11 protein-coding genes are annotated in these 15,481 nt (G+C 72.6%); 4 read left to right on the forward strand and 7 right to left on the reverse strand.

From position 1 onward, the window contains the following. Positions 1–62: 62 nt before the first annotated feature. The 7 genes from murD to rsmH form a co-directional block, all read right to left on the reverse strand. Positions 63–1,487: a UDP-N-acetylmuramoyl-L-alanine--D-glutamate ligase gene (gene murD, locus ACFV46_RS21560; RefSeq protein ID WP_361930239.1), complete on the reverse strand. Its 1,425-nt coding sequence runs from the start codon at positions 1,485–1,487 to the stop codon at positions 63–65. After that, positions 1,469–2,542, reverse strand: a complete 1,074-nt coding sequence (gene mraY / locus ACFV46_RS21565; RefSeq protein ID WP_062674947.1) for a phospho-N-acetylmuramoyl-pentapeptide-transferase — start codon at positions 2,540–2,542, stop codon at positions 1,469–1,471. The genes murD and mraY overlap by 19 nt, the downstream gene beginning before the upstream one ends. Further along, entirely contained in the window at positions 2,539–3,954 is a 1,416-nt protein-coding gene (gene murF / locus ACFV46_RS21570; protein ID WP_361930242.1) for a UDP-N-acetylmuramoyl-tripeptide--D-alanyl-D-alanine ligase, read from the reverse strand. Before murF ends, mraY begins: the two co-directional genes overlap by 4 nt. 4 nt (positions 3,955–3,958) lie before the next feature. Next, positions 3,959–5,488: a UDP-N-acetylmuramoyl-L-alanyl-D-glutamate--2,6-diaminopimelate ligase gene (locus tag ACFV46_RS21575; protein WP_361930244.1), complete on the reverse strand. Its 1,530-nt coding sequence runs from the start codon at positions 5,486–5,488 to the stop codon at positions 3,959–3,961. 171 nt (positions 5,489–5,659) lie between these two features. After that, entirely contained in the window at positions 5,660–7,621 is a 1,962-nt protein-coding gene (locus ACFV46_RS21580; RefSeq protein ID WP_361930247.1) for a penicillin-binding protein 2, read from the reverse strand. A gap of 5 nt (positions 7,622–7,626) precedes the next feature. Then, on the reverse strand, positions 7,627–8,175 hold the full coding sequence (locus ACFV46_RS21585) for a septum formation initiator family protein (RefSeq protein ID WP_376729540.1): 549 nt from the start codon (positions 8,173–8,175) through the stop codon (positions 7,627–7,629). Positions 8,176–8,251: 76 nt separating this feature from the next. Continuing rightward, positions 8,252–9,247, reverse strand: coding sequence for a 16S rRNA (cytosine(1402)-N(4))-methyltransferase RsmH (gene rsmH / locus ACFV46_RS21590; RefSeq protein WP_361930252.1), 996 nt, complete (start codon positions 9,245–9,247; stop codon positions 8,252–8,254). A gap of 421 nt (positions 9,248–9,668) precedes the next feature. Here rsmH and ACFV46_RS21595 point away from each other — a divergent pair, with 421 nt between their 5' ends. From ACFV46_RS21595 to ACFV46_RS21610, 4 genes are all read left to right on the forward strand, one after another. After that, positions 9,669–10,217, forward strand: a complete 549-nt coding sequence (locus ACFV46_RS21595) for a beta-class carbonic anhydrase (RefSeq protein WP_376729539.1) — start codon at positions 9,669–9,671, stop codon at positions 10,215–10,217. Positions 10,218–10,498: 281 nt separating this feature from the next. Further along, positions 10,499–11,542, forward strand: coding sequence for an AAA family ATPase (locus tag ACFV46_RS21600; protein WP_376729538.1), 1,044 nt, complete (start codon positions 10,499–10,501; stop codon positions 11,540–11,542). Continuing rightward, on the forward strand, positions 11,539–12,906 hold the full coding sequence (locus ACFV46_RS21605; protein ID WP_361930259.1) for a DUF58 domain-containing protein: 1,368 nt from the start codon (positions 11,539–11,541) through the stop codon (positions 12,904–12,906). The genes ACFV46_RS21600 and ACFV46_RS21605 overlap by 4 nt, the downstream gene beginning before the upstream one ends. Further along, on the forward strand, positions 12,903–15,287 hold the full coding sequence (locus tag ACFV46_RS21610) for a DUF3488 and DUF4129 domain-containing transglutaminase family protein (protein ID WP_385499269.1): 2,385 nt from the start codon (positions 12,903–12,905) through the stop codon (positions 15,285–15,287). Before ACFV46_RS21605 ends, ACFV46_RS21610 begins: the two co-directional genes overlap by 4 nt. Positions 15,288–15,481 lie beyond the last annotated feature (194 nt).

Genomic DNA, 15,481 nt, shown 5'->3' on the forward strand with positions numbered 1-15,481 from the left:
CACATCCGAGTCACGCGTCCCTCCAAGGGTCCCGAAGCACCCGCTGTGGCCGAGACCCGCCGTCAGGCGCCCGCGCCGAGTTCGCGGACCGCCGCCGCGAACGCGTCACCGCGCTGGTTGTAGTTGGCGAACATGTCCATCGAGGCACACGCCGGAGCGAGGAGCACCGTGTCGCCGGGCTGTGCGAGCCGCCGCGCCTCCTGGACTGCCGCGAGCATCGCCCCAGTGTCGGTCCGTTCGAGGTCGACGACGGGTACTTCCGGCGCGTGTCGCGCCAGGGCTTCGCGGATCAGGGCTCGATCGGCGCCCATGAGCACGGCGCCGCGCAGCCGCGGCGCGGACTTGGCGACCAGTTCCTCGAACTCGGCGCCCTTGGCGAGCCCGCCCGCGATCCAGACGATGGACTCGTACGCCGCCAACGACGCCTCCGCGGCGTGGGTGTTGGTGGCCTTGGAGTCGTCGACGTACGCGACGCCGTCCACGTCCGCCACGTGCGCGATCCGGTGGGCGTCCGGGGTGAAGGCCCGCAGCCCGTCCCGTACGGCCTGCGGGGGCACCCCGAAGGCGCGGGCGAGGGCCGCCGCCGCGAGGGCGTTGGCGATGTTGTGCGGCGCGGGCGGATCGACGTCGGAGACCTCGGCGAGCTCCTGGGCGTTCTTGTGCCGGTCCTCCACGAACGCGCGGTCGACGAGGATGCCCTCGACGACGCCGAGTTGGGAGGGGGCCGGGGTGCCGAGGGTGAAGCCGATGGCCCGGCAGCCCTCCTCGACGTCCGCCTCGCGCACCAGGTCCTCGGTGGCCTTGTCGGCGGCGTTGTAGACGCAGGCGACCCGATTGCCCTCGTAGACACGGCCCTTGTCGGCGGCGTACGCCTCCATGGAGCCGTGCCAGTCGAGGTGGTCGGGAGCCAGGTTCAGCACGGCGGCGGAGTGGGCGCGCAGGGACGGCGCCCAGTGCAGCTGGTAGCTGGAGAGTTCGACCGCGAGGACGTCGTACTCCTCGTCACCGAGGACCGCGTCCAGCAGGGACACCCCGATGTTCCCCACGGCCGCCGTGCGCAGGCCGGCCGCGCGCAGGATGGCGGCGAGCATCTGGACGGTGGTGGTCTTGCCGTTGGTGCCGGTGACGGCGAGCCAGGGGGCCGCGTCCGGGCCCCGCAGCCGCCAGGCGAGTTCGACGTCGCCCCAGATCTCCACGCCGGCCGCGCGGGCCGCCTCGAACAGCGGCTTGTCCGGCTTCCAGCCGGGCGCGGTGACGACCAGTTCGGTGCCGTCGGGCAGGGTCGCCCCGTCGCCGAGCCGCACGGTGACGCCCAGCGCCTCCAGTTCGGCGGCCTGGGCACGGGCCCGGTCGTCGTCGCCGTCGTTGACGACGGTGACGTGCGCGCCGAGGCCGTGCAGCACCTTGGCCGCCGGGATGCCGGAGACGCCGAGCCCGGCGACGGTGACGTTCTTCCCCTGCCAGTCGGTCACTTGTCCGCTGCCCATCCCGCGTAGAAGAGACCCAGTCCGACGATCACACAGATGCCCTGGATGATCCAGAAACGGACCACGACAAGGACTTCGGACCAGCCTTTGAGTTCGAAGTGGTGCTGCAGTGGCGCCATACGGAAGACGCGCTTGCCGGTGAGGCGGAACGAACCGACCTGGATGACCACCGACATGGTGATGAGCACGAACAGGCCGCCGAGGATGGCGAGCAGCAGCTCGGTGCGCGAGCAGATGGCGAGACCGGCGAGCGCGCCACCGAGGGCCAGCGAACCGGTGTCGCCCATGAAGATCTTGGCGGGTGACGTGTTCCACCACAGGAAGCCGAGGCAGGCGCCCATCAACGCCGAGGAGACGACGGCGAGATCGAGCGGATCGCGCACCTCGTAACAGGCGCCCGGGTTGGTGAGGGTCCCCGCGTTGGCGCAGGACTCCTGGAACTGCCAGACGCCGATGAACGTGTAGGCGCCGAAGACGAGCACGGAGGCGCCGGTGGCGAGGCCGTCCAGACCGTCGGTCAGGTTCACGCCGTTGGACATGGCCAGGATCATGAACAGCGCCCAGACGACGAACAGCACCGGGCCGATGGACCAGCCGAAGTCCTGCACGAAGGAGAGCTTGGTGGACGCCGGGGTGTTGCCCCGGTTGTCCGCGAACTGCAGCGACAGGACGGCGAAGGCGATACCGCCGAGCAGCTGGCCCGCCATCTTCGCCTTGGCCCGCAGACCCAGCGAACGGCGCTTGACGATCTTGATGTAGTCGTCGAGGAAGCCGACCAGGCCCATGCCGGCCATCAGGCCGATCACGAGGATGCCGGAGAACGTCGGCGGCTTGCCGGTGATCAGCTTCGACAGGAAGTACGCGGCGATCGTCGCCAGGATGAACGCGATACCACCCATGGTCGGCGTACCGCGCTTGCTGTGGTGCTCGCGCGGGCCGTCGTCCCGGATGTACTGGCCGTAGCCCTTGCGGGCCAGCAGCTTGATCAGCAGCGGAGTGCCGACCAGGGTCAGGAACAGACCGATGACACCCGAGAACAGGATCTGATTCATCATCGGGCGGCGACCTCACCCTCGGTACCGCCCGCGAGCAGCGCCTCGGCGACGCTCTCCAGACCGACCGAACGGGACGCCTTCACGAGCACGACGTCCCCTGGGCGCAACTCGCTGCGCAACAGGTCGACCGCCGCCTGTGCGTCGGACACGTGCACCGACTCCTCACCCCACGAACCCTCGTTATATGCGCCCAGTTGCAGCCAGGACGCTTCCCTGCCCCCGACCGCGACGAGCTTGCCGACATTGAGCCGGACGGCGAGCCGTCCGACCGCGTCGTGCTCGGCGAGCGCCTCGTCCCCGAGCTCGGCCATCTTGCCGAGCACCGCCCACGTACGACGCCCCTTGCCCATCGCCGCGAGGGCGCGCAGAGCGGCTCGCATGGACTCGGGGTTCGCGTTGTAGGCGTCGTTGACGACCGTCACGCCGTCCGGGCGCTCGGTGACCTCCATCCGCCAGCGGGAGAGGGAGCCCGCCTCGGAGAGCGCGGTGGCGATCTCTTCCGCGGACATGCCCAGCTCATGGGCGACGGCGGCCGCGGCGAGCGCGTTCGACACGTGGTGCTCACCGTACAGGCGCATGGTCACATCGCTGCACCCGGAGGGTGTGTGAAGGACGAAGGAGGGCTGTCCGCTGTCCGTGAGTCGCACGTTCTCGGCGCGAACGTCCGCTTCGTCGGACTCTCCGAAAAGGACCACCTTCGCCTTCGTACGGGAGGCCATGGCCCGCACGAGGGGGTCGTCGGCGTTGAGGACCGCGGTGCCGCCCTCCTCGGCCGGGGGGAGGCTCTCGACCAGTTCGCCCTTCGCCTGGGCGATCTGCTCGCGCCCGCCGAACTCGCCGATGTGCGCGGTGCCGACGTTGAGCACCAGGCCGACCTTCGGCGGGGTCAGTTCGGTCAGGTAGCGGATGTGGCCGATGCCCCGCGCGCCCATCTCCAGGACCAGGAAGCGGGTCTCCTCGGTGGCGCTGAGAGCGGTGAGGGGCAGCCCGATCTCGTTGTTGAGCGAGCCCGGCGTGAACACGGTCGGCGCCTTGTGGCGGAGCACCTGGGCGATGAGGTCCTTGGTGCTGGTCTTGCCGGCGGAGCCGGTCAGGGCGACGAGGGTCGCGCCCAGCCGGCGGACGACATGGCGGGCGAGGGCGCCGAGGGCCTTCTGGACGTCCGGTACGACGATCGCGGGCACGCCCACCGGGCGTGAGCCGAGGACGGCGGCGGCGCCGGCCGCCACCACCGCCTCGGCGTAGTCGTGGCCGTCGGCGCGCTCGCCGACGAAGGCGACGAAGAGACTGCCGGGCTCCACCTCACGGGAGTCCCGGACGACGGATCCGGTGACCTCGACCGACGGATCCGGTATGTCGTACGTCTGCCCGCCGACGACTTCTGCGATCTCGGCGAGAGAGAGGGCGATCACAAGTTCATCCCTGGGTCTTCTTGATGGCTTCGCGCAGCACCTGGCGGTCGTCGAAGGGACGGACCACCCCGGCGATGTCCTGGCCCTGCTCGTGGCCCTTGCCCGCGATCAGCACGGTGTCCCCGGGCCGGGCGCGGGCGACGGCGGCGGCGATCGCGGCGGCCCGGTCCTCGAAGACCTGCACCTCGCCGCGCTCGTGCGCCGGCACCGAGGCGGCGCCCCGGAGCATGGCCGCGAGGATCGCGAGGGGGTCCTCGGAGCGGGGGTTGTCGGAGGTCAGGACGGCGGTGTCGGCGAGCCGCGCGGCGGCCGCGCCCATCGGCTCCCGTTTCGTCCTGTCCCGGTCACCGCCGCAGCCGAGCACCACGTGCACCTTGCCCTCGGTGACCTTGCGCAGGGCCTTGAGGACGGACTCGACGGCGTCGGTCTTGTGGGCGTAGTCCACGACCGCGAGGTACGGCTGCCCCTCGTCCACCCGCTCCAGCCGACCCGGCACGCCCGGTACGGCGGCGATGCCGTCGGCGGCGGTCTGCGGGTCGAGGCCGGCCGCGGCGAGGGCGACGATCGCGGCGAGGGTGTTCGCCACGTTGAAGGGGCCGGCCAGCGGCGAGGTGGCCGCGATCCGTTCGTCCTTCGGGCCGATCACGGTGAACCGGGCGTCCATGGGGCCGATCCGGACGTCCTCGGCACGCCAGTCGGCGTCCGGGTGCCCCTCGGCGGAGAAGGTGACGACCGGGACACCGGCCTCCTTCACGAGCCGGCGGCCGTACTCGTCGTCGAGGTTGACCACGCCGAGCCGACTGCGCGCCGGGGTGAACAGCTGCGCCTTGGCCTGGAAGTAGTCCTCCATGTCGGAGTGGAACTCCATGTGCTCCGGGCTGAGGTTGGTGAAGACGGCGATGTCGAAGACGCAGCCGTCGACCCGCCCGAGCACCAGGGCGTGGCTGGAGACCTCCATGGCGACCGCCTCGACGCCGCGTTCGCGCATGACGGCGAACAGGGCCTGCAGGTCGGTGGCTTCCGGGGTGGTGCGCTCGGACTTGATCCGCTCGTCGCCGATGCGCATCTCGACCGTGCCGATCAGGCCGGTCGAGCGGGCCGTCCTGAGGCCGCCCTCGACGAGGTAGGCGGTGGTGGTCTTGCCCGAGGTGCCGGTGATGCCGATCTGGAGCAGATCGCGGCCCGGGTGGCCGTAGATGGTGGCCGCGAGTTCGCCCATCAGGCCGCGCGGATCGTCGACGACGAGGACCGGCAGGCCGGTCGCGGCGGCGCGTTCGGCGCCGGTCGGATCGGTCAGCACGGCGGCCGCGCCGAGGCCGGCGGCCTGGGTCACGAAGTCGGCGCCGTGCAGGCGGGCGCCCGGGAGGGCGGCGTACAGGTCGCCGGGGCGGACGGCACGCGAGTCATGGGTGATGCCCGTGATCTCGACGGAGCCGTCCTGCTGTGCCGGCGTGGCGGCACCCAGCTGATCGGCGAGTTCCGCCAGGGGTGTGGCGGCGACCTGTACCGGCCTGGGCGGTCCCGGATACGTCACGGGGTGCCCCTTCTGGGTGGTTTGGGACTGATCAGCGTGTGGCACGGCGGTGAGCGTACCGGGCGTACCCCCTTGCGGGCGAAGTGAGGGGCGGGGGGTGCCGTGGTTCCCGGGGTCGGGGGTGATCGTTGTCACGGGGCGGTTCCTGGCTGCTCGGTGCTGATCAGATGGTCAGGGTTTGTAGGAGACCGGAAGGCTGGCGGGCTTGGCCCCGGTCGGCGGGACCTGGAGGGTCTTCAGCGCGAACTCCATGACCTGCTTGTAGATGGGGCCGCAGATCTGGCCGCCGAAGTAGTTGCCCTGGGTGGCGTTCTGGATGGCGCAGTAGACGGTGATCCGGGGCTTGTCCGCGGGCGCGAAGCCGGCGAACGACGACGTGTAGCCGCGGTACTTGCCGGTGGCCGGATCCACTCGGTTCGCCGTACCGGTCTTGCCCGCGACGCGGTAGCCGGGGATGCGCGCCTTGGTGCCGGTGCCCTCGCGGTCGTCCACGACGGACTCCAGCATCCGGGCGAGCGTCTTCGCCGTCTTCGCGCTGATCACCCGGGTCTTCCTGGGCTCGGGCGCCTCGGTGAACTGCCCGTCGGGGCCCTTGGTGCCGCGGACGAGCGTGGGTTCGACGCGGACGCCGCCGTTGGCGATCGTCGAGTAGATGGACGCCGCCTGCATGGCGTTGAGGGAGAGGCCCTGGCCGAAAGGGATCGTGTACTGCTGCGACGTCGACCACTTGCCGGGGGCGGCCAGGATGCCCGGTGTCTCGCCGGGGAAGCCGAGCCCGGTGTAGCTGCCGAGGCCGAACTTGCGCAGGTAGTCGTAGAGGACCTTGTTGGCCTGCGGCTGGGTCCTGCCGAGCTGGCCGGTGGCGAGGATCGTGCCGATGTTGCTGGACTTGGCGAGCACGCCGTTGAGCGTGAGGTGCCAGGTCTCGTGGTCGATGTCGTCCTTGAAGAGGCGGTCGCCGCGGTGCAGCCGGTTGGGTACGACGACGTGGGTGCCGGGGGTGGCGACGCCCTCCTCCAGCACGGCGGCCATCGACATGATCTTCGCGGTGGAGCCGGGCTCGTAGGCGTCCTGCAGGGCCGCGTTGCCCATGTTGGCGCCGCTCGCCTCGGACAGGTCGTTGGGGTCGAACCCGGGCGCGTTGGCCATGGCGAGGACCTCGCCGGTACGGGTGTCCTGGACGATCACGTAGCCGCGGTCGGCCTTGGACTTCGCGACCTGTTCGGTGATCGCGTTCTGCGCGGCCCACTGGATGTCGCGGTCGATGGTGAGCTCGACGTCGCTGCCGGGCACGGCCGGCGTCTCCGTGGCGTTGACGGTGGGGACCTGACGCCCGCCTGACTGGGCGTAGCGGATCTCGCCGTCCTTGCCGGACAGCTCCCCGTTCAGCTGCTGCTCGACCCCGCCGCCGCCCTTGCCGTCGGCGTTGACCCAGCCCAGTATCCCGGCGGCGAGGTCGCCGTTGGGGTACACGCGCTTGCTGCTGGCGACCGACAGGACGCCGCCGAGGACGTTCACCGTGGCCTTGTCGGCCTCGGACTTGGTGGCCAGCGCGGTCTTCAGGTCCTTGATCTGCTTCCAGACCTGCGGGGTCTGACGGCTGGCCAGGAGGGTGTAGCGCAGGTTCCTGTTCGCGGGCCGGAGCTTCTTGACGATCGCGTCCTGCTCCTGGCCGAGGATCGGCGCGAGCAGGGCGGCCGCCTGCTCGGGGCCGTCGTCGACGCCGAGCTGCTCGCGGGTGAACAGGGTGGGGTCGGCCGTGATGTCGTAGGCGTCGACGCTGGTGGCGAGGGCCACGCCGTTGCGGTCGGTGATGCCGCCGCGCTCGGCGGCCAGGGTGTAGCCGACGTAGCGGTTCTTCTGGGCCTTGGCGGCGTACGTGCTCGCGTCGACGCCCTGCACCTGGAGCAGGCGCACCACGAAGGCGCTCAGCACGAGGGTCAGGGCCAGGCCGACCATGCGCAGCCGGGGCCGGGGGCTGCCGAGCCGGATGGTGCCCTGGGCGCCGGGGCGGGGCCGGGCCGGGCGGCGGGCCGGGCGCCCGCCGGGCCCCGGGCGCCGCTGGGCGCCGCCGGAGCGGGCGGGCTTCGCGGGTCCGGGCACACGGCGGCGCGGTGGTTCCCTGTCGGACACTTCCGTCACCTGCCGGGGGTCGGGTACGGGGAGGGCTGTGCGTCAAAGGGGTACGGGGCCGGGGTGGTCGTGCCCTGCGGCGAGGTGTCCGCCGGGCCGGGTTCGGTGGGTGCCGCGCCGGGTGTCGCGGGGTCGCCGGCGAGGGCCTCGGGGGCGAGTACGAGCGGGTCGCGGGCGGCGGCGGGATCGACGGCGGCGGGGCTGGGGACGCCCTTGACGGTGCCGTCGGGGCCGAGGAACGCCGGGTCGCCGCCGGGCACCATGCCGAGTTCACGGGCCCGGCGCTGGAGGGCGTCGGGCGCGGAGTAGGCGTCGATGTCGCGTTGCAGGGACTGCTCCTCGTCGGTGAGGGACTTCGTCTCCCGTTCGAGGTCGTCCAGCCGGAACGCGCCTTCGCTGAGGGCGGAGTTCAGCACGAGCAGCCCGATGAGTCCGCCGCCGAGGAGGAGGACGACGAGCAGGACGAAGGGGGCGCGGGCGGCCCGCCCGGCCCCGGCGGGCAGGAGCCGGGCGAGCCGGGCCGCCCGGCCCCTCAGTTGGGGTTTCCTGCTCACGCGCCCTCCCCGCTGCGGTGCTCCGGCCGGGCGGCGTGCCGTCCGGGACCGGGCGTCCGCTCCTGCCTGCCGTCCGTCATTCGATGGACTCCCTGATGCGCTCGGCGCCGCGCAGCCGCGCCGGTGCGGCACGGCGGTTCTCGGCGACCTCTTCCTCCGTGGGAAGTTCGGCACCGCGTGTCAGCAGCTTGAGCCGGGGCTGGTAGCGCTCGGGCACGACGGGCAGCCCGGGCGGGGCGGTGCTGGCGGCGCCGGCCGCGAGGACCTGCTTGACGAGCCGGTCCTCCAGCGAGTGGTACGACAGTACGGCGATCCGTCCGCCCACGGCGAGGGCCTCCACGGCGGCCGGGATCGCCCGCTCCAGGACGGACAGCTCGCCGTTGACCTCGATGCGCAGCGCCTGGAAGGTGCGCTTGGCCGGGTTGCCGCCGGTGCGCTTGGCGGCCTGCGGCAGCGCGTCGCGGATGAGCTCCACGAGCCGGGCGCTGTTGGTGAACGGCTCCTTGTCGCGTTCGCGCACGACGGCGGCCACGATCCGCTTGGCCTGCTTCTCCTCGCCGTAGGCGCGCAGGATGCGGACCAGCTCGCCGGGCGGGTAGGTGTTCAGGACCTCCGCGGCGCTGATCCCGGTGGTCTGGTCCATGCGCATGTCGAGCGGGGCGTCCTGGGCGTAGGCGAAGCCGCGGTCGGCCTCGTCGAGCTGCATGGAGGAGACGCCGAGATCGAACAGGACGCCCTGCACGCGCGGGATGCCGAGGCGGGCGAGGACGTCCGGGAGTTCGTCGTAGACGGCGTGCACCAGGCGGGCGCGCTCGCCGTAGGGCGCGAGCCGTTCGCCGGACAGGCGCAGCGCCTCGGTGTCCCGGTCGAGCGCGACGAGCCGGGCTTCGGGGAAGCGCCGGAGCAGGGCCTCGCTGTGCCCGCCGAGCCCGAGGGTGCAGTCGACGACGACGGCTCCCGGCTCCTCCAGGGCGGGGGCCAGCAGGTCGAGGCACCGCTGGAGCATGACCGGGACGTGCCGGTCCTCCCGTCGCCCGCCGTCCGTGTTCGGAAGCGCTTCGCGCCCTGTCACTCTTGGGGCCCTCTCAGATCCGGCGGCGCACGCACCGCCGGGTCTCCCGCCGCTCATGAAGGGGAGGTCTGCCGGCGCCTGGAGCGTCAGCCGACCGGGAGCGGGAGGAGGCCGAGCCGTACGTACGCGCCGCGCACGCGGGGAGGTCTCCGGAAAGTCGCCGGAGCCTCCGGGGTTTGCTGTCCAGCAGGGGGAGTCTCGCCTCCCGCTTCGCGTCACTTTAGTCCACGGTGTCGCGCGGTCAATCAACCGGCCTGCGCGTCGCCGCCCCAGGTCGGGGTGGCGCCGCACGGGCGGCGAAACCGCCCGTATGGGGGCACTCACACCACCCCTGTGGGTTAGCTCACAACAAGCCTCGATGGCGTTCTTTGTCCCCTCTCACGACAGGACCGGCGCCGAGGTGACCAGTAACGTCATGGGTATGACGACTTCTGCATCGGTACCTGCCGGCTCCGACGACGCGATAGACCGCAGCGGGACGGTCACCGACCGGCTCGTCGACGCCAACGCGCGCTACGCGGCCGAGTTCACCGACCCGGGCATGGACGCGCGACCGGTCCTCCACGTGGCCGTCGTGGCCTGCATGGACGCCCGTCTCGACCTGCACGCCGCGCTGGGCCTGGAGCTCGGTGACTGTCACACCATCCGCAACGCGGGCGGCGTCGTCACCGACGACGTGATCCGCTCGCTCACCATCAGCCAGCGGGCGCTCGGCACCCGCAGCATCGTCCTGATCCACCACACCAACTGCGGTCTGGAGTCCCTGACCGAGGAGTTCCGGCACGAGCTGGAGATGGAGGTCGGCCAGCGCCCGGCGTGGGCGGTGGAGTCCTTCCGGGACGTCGACCAGGACGTCCGCCAGTCGATGCAGCGGGTGCGCACCTCGCCGTTCCTGCTGCACAACGACGACGTGCGCGGCTTCGTCTTCGACGTGAAGACGGGCCTGCTGCGCGAGGTCGACGCGGCCTGAGCCGGCTCCCGGCCCACCTCGCGGTGATTCCGCGGGCACCCCTGGTGACCATCGGTTTCACCTGTCGTTCCACTGTCGATTTCGCGCTTCGGCGCGTACAAACCCCCCTAAGACCGACATAACGCAGGCAGTTGTCCACAGTCGAGTGACACGAATCGGTAACGGCAGCAAGAATGCGAGTGTGGCAGCACGCGGAACGTTTCACGCGTGGTGCCCGTGTTCCAGGGGAGGGCCGGTCCGCCTTTGTGTCGGCCCGGGAAGAACGGGCCGAGGAGGGCCGGGTGACGACCTATGACGATCGAGCGAGCCTCACAGATCTGACCGCCACAGCGGAGCGTGTCCGCAGTTCGGTGGAGGGTGTGATCGAGGGCAAGCCCGAGGTCGTACGGCTTTCGCTGACCGTACTGCTCGCCGAGGGGCATCTTCTGATCGAGGATGTCCCCGGCGTGGGCAAGACCATGCTGGCCAAGGCGCTGGCGCGTTCCATCGACTGTTCGGTGCGGCGCATCCAGTTCACGCCCGACCTGCTGCCGTCCGACATCACGGGCGTGTCCATCTGGGACCAGCAGCGCAAGGACTTCGAGTTCAAACCGGGCGCGATCTTCGCGCAGATCGTGATCGGCGACGAGATCAACCGCGCCTCGCCGAAGACCCAGTCCGCGCTCCTGGAGTCCATGGAGGAGCGCCAGGTCACCATCGACGGGCAGACCTACGAGCTGCCCAGCCCCTTCATGGTGGTGGCCACGCAGAACCCGGTCGAGATGGAGGGCACCTACCCGCTGCCCGAGGCCCAGCGCGACCGTTTCATGGCCCGGGTGTCCGTCGGCTACCCCAGCGTGGAGGCCGAGCTGCAGATGCTGGACGTGCACGGCGGGGTGTCCCCGCTGGAGGACCTGCAGCCGGTGGCCCACGCGCACGACATCGTCAAGCTCATCGACGCCGTGCGCGGTGTGCACGTGGCCGAGCCGGTGCGCCGGTACGCGGTGGAGCTGGTCGCGGCCACGCGCATCCACCCGGACCTCAGACTCGGCGCCTCCCCGCGCGCGACGCTGCACCTGCTGCGCGCGGCGAAGGCGTCCGCGGCTCTGCACGGCCGGGACTACGCGCTGCCGGACGACGTCCAGGCCCTCGCCGCTGCCGTCCTGGCCCACCGCCTGCTGCCCACGGCCCAGGCGCAGCTCAACCGCCGCACCTCCGAGCAGGTCGTCCAGGAGATCCTGCAGCGCACCCCGGTGCCCGCGGCGCCCCACCAGCAGAGCGGCTTCGGCGGTCTCGGCCGCGGCGCCGCCGCGTACGGCCAGCAGCCGCCGCGGAGGCTGGGATGACCTCCGGCGAGGCCGGCCCGGCCGACGCGGACCGCGGTGACCACAGCGGGGTCCGCACGGCACTGGCCGGTCTGACGACGCGCGGGCGGTCGTTCCTCGCCGCGGGCGTCGCGGCCGCCGTCTGCGCCTATGTGCTCGGCCAGAGCGATCTGCTGCGCGTCGGGCTGCTGCTCGCCGTGCTGCCGCTGGTCTGCGCGACCGTGCTGTACCGCACCCGCTACCGGGTCGCGGCCAGCCGGCGCCTGTCCCCCGCGCGCGTGCCGGCGGGCAGCGAGGCCCGGGTGCACCTGGGCATCGAGAACGTCTCCCGGCTGCCCACCGGACTGCTGATGCTCCAGGACCGGGTGCCGTACGTCCTCGGGCCCCGGCCCCGCTTCGTGCTGGACCGGGTGGAGGCGGGCGGGCGGCGCGAGGTGTCCTACCGGGTGCGCTCGGACCTGCGCGGCCGCTATCCGCTGGGACCGCTGCAGCTGCGTCTGAGCGACCCGTTCGGCATGTGCGAGCTGACCCGCTCCTTCTCGGCGTACGACGACCTCACCGTCGTCCCGCGCGTGGAGCCGCTGCCGCCGGTCCGCTTCGGCGGCGAGGCGAAGGGCTACGGCGACGGACGGCAGCGCTCCCTGGCGCTGGCCGGCGAGGACGACGTGATCCCGCGCGGCTACCGCTACGGCGACGACCTGCGCCGGGTGCACTGGCGCTCCACCGCACGCTACGGCGAACTCATGGTGCGCCGCGAGGAGCAGCCGCAGCGCTCCCGCTGCACCGTGCTGCTGGACACCCGGGGCGACGCCTACCAGGGCGCCGGCCCCGACTCGGCGTTCGAGTGGGCCGTCTCGGGCGCGGCCTCCGTGCTGGTGCACATGCTGGAGCGGGGCTTCTCCGTACGGCTGCTGACCGACACCGGCTCGTCGGTGCCCGGCGAGGGCGCGGACGGGTTCGCCGGTGCCAGCCAGGAGTCGGCGGACGCCGCCGGGCTGATGATGGACACCCTGGCGGTGGTCGACCACTCCGACGGCAGCGGCCTGTCGCGCGCGTACGACGTACTGCGCGGCGGCAACGAGGGACTGCTGGTCGCCTTCTTCGGGGACCTCGACGAGGAGCAGGCGGCGGTGGCCGCCCGGATGCGGCAGCGCAGCGGCGGCGCGATCGCCTTCGTACTGGACAGCGGGACGTGGATGCGGGAGGCGACGGACGTCCCCGGGCCCCTGACCTCCCGGCAGGAGGAGCGGCTGCATCTGCTGCGCGACGCCGGCTGGACAGTGCTGGGCGTGCCGCGCGGCGTCTCGCTGGAAGAGATGTGGCGGCAGGCGGACCGGGAGCGCGGCGGGCTCACCGCGGCCGGCGGCGGGGAGGCATGGCGATGAGCGGGCGGACACGGATGGCGCTGTGCGCCGCGGCGGCCACCCTGATGGCGTCCTGCGCGCTGCTGCCGCTGGTCACGTCGGTGAGCTGGCTGGTGCAGTCCGCGCTGCTGCTGGCGATCCAGACCGGTGTGGGCATGCTGACCCGGCGGGTGCCGCTGGCCCGGCCGCTGACCGTGGCGACCCAGGCCGTCGTCACGCTGGCGCTGCTGACGCTGGCCTTCGCGAGCAGCCAGGCCGTGCTCGGAGTGGTCCCCGGACCGGAGGCGTTCCGTCACTTCGGCGACCTGCTGCAGGCGGGCGGCGAGGACGTCGGCCACTACTCGGCGCCCGCCCCGCTCACGCCGGGCATCCGGCTGATGCTGGTCGGCGGTGTCCTGGTCATCGGGCTCGCGGTGGACGCCGTCGCGGTGACGTTCCGCAGCGCCGCCCCGGCCGGGCTGCCGCTGCTCGCGCTGTACTCGGTGGCCGCCGGGCTGTCCGAGGGGGCGGCGGACGGGCTGTGGTTCGTGGTCGCCGCCGTCGGCTATCTGATGCTGCTGCTGGCCGAGGGACGCGACCGGCTCTCGCAGTGGGGCCGGGTCTTCAGCGGGGCCCCGCGCCACCCCGGCGCGGCGCCGGGCTCGGCGGTGGCGCCGGTGCGCACCGGACGGCGGATCGGGGTGGTCGCCCTGGGCATCGCCCTGGTCGTGCCGCTGGCCCTGCCCGCCATGAACGGCGGCCTGCTCGGCCCGGCGGGCACGGGGATCGGCGCCGGCACCGGGACCGGCGGGACGATCTCCGCCGTGAACCCGCTGGTGTCGCTGCGCGACAGCCTGAACGTGGAGGAGGACCGCCAGGTCCTGTCCCTGCGGACCGACACCACCGACATCTCGAACATGTACCTGCGGATCGTGTCCCTCGACGACTTCGACGGCACCACGTGGCAGCCGTCCAAGCGGACGATCGAGGCGGTGCCCGACCCGTTCCCCACGCCTTTCGGGCTGGGTCCCGACATCAAGCGCACGGAGGTCGCGACGACCGTCCGGGCCGCCGACTGGTACGCGCAGAACTGGCTGCCGATGCCGTACCCGCCGAGCGGGGTCCAGATCCCGGGCGACTGGCGGTACGAGCCGCTCGGCATGACGGTCGTCGGTGACCGCCGGCAGACCACGCGCGGCGTCACCTACACCGTGCGCTCCCTGGACGTGCGCCCGACGGCCAAGCAGCTGGAGGAGGCGCCCGAGGCGCCGACCGCGCTGCGGCGCGAGTTCACGCAGCTGCCCGACTCGCTGCCGGACGTGGTCGCCCGCACCGCGCGCGAGGTCACCGAGGGCGCGACCAGCCGGTACGACCAGGCGGTCAAGCTGCAGGACTTCTTCTCGCTGACCGGCGGGTTCCAGTACGACACCGACGTCAAGGTGGGCAACGGCCCGGGGGCGATCGCCCGCTTCCTGAAGGACAAGGAGGGCTTCTGCGTCCACTTCTCCTTCGCGATGGCGGCGATGGCCCGCTCCCTGGACATCCCGGCGCGGGTCGCGGTGGGCTTCGCACCCGGCACCCCGCAGGGCGACGGCACGGTGTCGGTCGGGCTCAGGGACGCGCACGCCTGGCCCGAGCTGTACTTCGAGGGCGTGGGCTGGACTCGCTTCGAGCCGACGCCGACGCGTGGATCGGTGCCGTCGTACACCCTGCCGGACACGTCCAGCAGCGCGCAGCCGGACGAGGCACGCCCCTCGCAGTCGGCGAGCGAGGCGCCCTCGGCGTCCGCGTCGGAGAGCGACTCCTGCGTGGGCCGACGCCCGGAGCTGTGCGCCAGCGAGTCCCCGGCGCTGGCCCTGGGCACGGACGGCGACGGCCCCCGCTGGTACCTGGCGCTGGCGTGGGCGCTCGGCGGGCTGCTGGCCCTGCTGATCCCGTTGTCGCCGGCGCTGTGGCGGCTGCGGACCCGGGCGGTCCGGCTCGGCGGGCACGGCCGCTCGGACGAGGAGACGGCCCTGCACACCCTGGCGGTCTGGCAGGAACTGACCGACACCGCGTGGGACTTCGGGATCGCGCCGGACGACAGCCGGACACCGCGCACGACGGCCGCCCGGATCGTCCGGCTCGGCCGGCTCGATCCTCCGGCGGCGGAGGCCGTCCACCGCGTCGCGGACGCGGTGGAGCAGGTCCTGTACGCACCGAGTCCGCGTCCGGTGGCCGGGCTGGCGGATGAGGTCCGCAGGGTGCGCGCCGATCTGACGTCGAAGGCGAGCTGGACGACCCGGGTGCGGGCGCTGCTCGCGCCGCGTTCGACCGTGCGGGTGGTGTGGGCCCTGTCGGAGCGCTGGGCGGCGGTGAGGCAGCGCGCCGCGGCGGCCCGGCCGACCTGGCGCCGGCCGTCCACGCCTGGTCAGCGGGGGTGACGGCGGGCTGAGCCGGGAGCACGGCGCCGGGTGACCGCGAGGGCGGGCGGCCCGGCGCCCCCGGCACCGAGGGGCCGGGCGGCCCGCACGCCGGGCGGGCCCGGATCTTCGAGGGCATACGTCAGGGGGTGACCCGTTCGAGATCGCGCCGGAGTGCGCCGGAGCCGACACCCCGGACCGTGCACGGAACGTCA

It is taken from the genome of Streptomyces sp. NPDC059852, assembly GCF_042731455.1.
Taxonomy (GTDB): Bacteria; Actinomycetota; Actinomycetes; order Streptomycetales; family Streptomycetaceae; genus Streptomyces.